This window comes from Paenibacillus sp. GbtcB18, from assembly GCF_019091125.1.
GTDB lineage: Bacteria > Bacillota > Bacilli > Paenibacillales > NBRC-103111 > Paenibacillus_F > Paenibacillus_F chitinolyticus.
In genome coordinates this window covers 1-622 of record NZ_JAGXJX010000094.1, presented here as the reverse complement: position 1 = coordinate 622, position 622 = coordinate 1, and the positions used below count along the sequence as shown (strand labels likewise).

1 protein-coding gene is annotated in these 622 nt (G+C 38.7%); it reads right to left on the bottom strand.

Going from position 1 to position 622, the window contains the following annotated elements:
• The coding region (locus KVT34_RS29665) for a phosphodiester glycosidase family protein (protein ID WP_217563233.1) at positions 1 to 622 on the bottom strand (622 nt) is incomplete at both ends.

Sequence of the window (622 nt, the reverse complement as noted above, 5' to 3'; positions counted from 1 at the left end):
AAGGGACATTAAAAATATCTCCCATTGCGTATAATGTTGCTGATGAACCGCCGTCCATGGCCATCGCATTTACAGCACCTTTTTCATAAAGAATATCTTGGCAGTCTCTTAAAGAGGCTCCGATACTATGAGATTGTCTTCCGTCAATAATGAAAAACATAATAGATCCATCTTTTTTCTGTGCCATAATACTTCGAGGACCATAGCCCCATCCACCGTCATTTTTTATCATTTTTTCACCATTTACAATTAGCTGAGGCATAAAACCAGCAGCGGAAACGACATTTTTATTTAACAGTTGATTAGCAGAAAAATCTCCTGACACCATTTGTCCGTATTTTGTAAGTCCACTAATAAGGGTAGGGGTGTTACTATCTTTTGGTGTGTTTATAACCTTTCCGTTTTCAATAACAATGCCGATACCAGTTTTACCACCACCATGTCCTGTTTCATCCGAAAAGCCGCTAGCATTTACTGCGGCGAGTGCATGATTCCGCTTTGCCATGACATATATTTTTTCCCCAACATCTTTCCCTTCTGACCCTTGTTGAGTAACAAGCTTTACGTTTAACGGATTACTAATGGTCATTAATTTCCCCTCGAAAAAATGGTCATTATATTT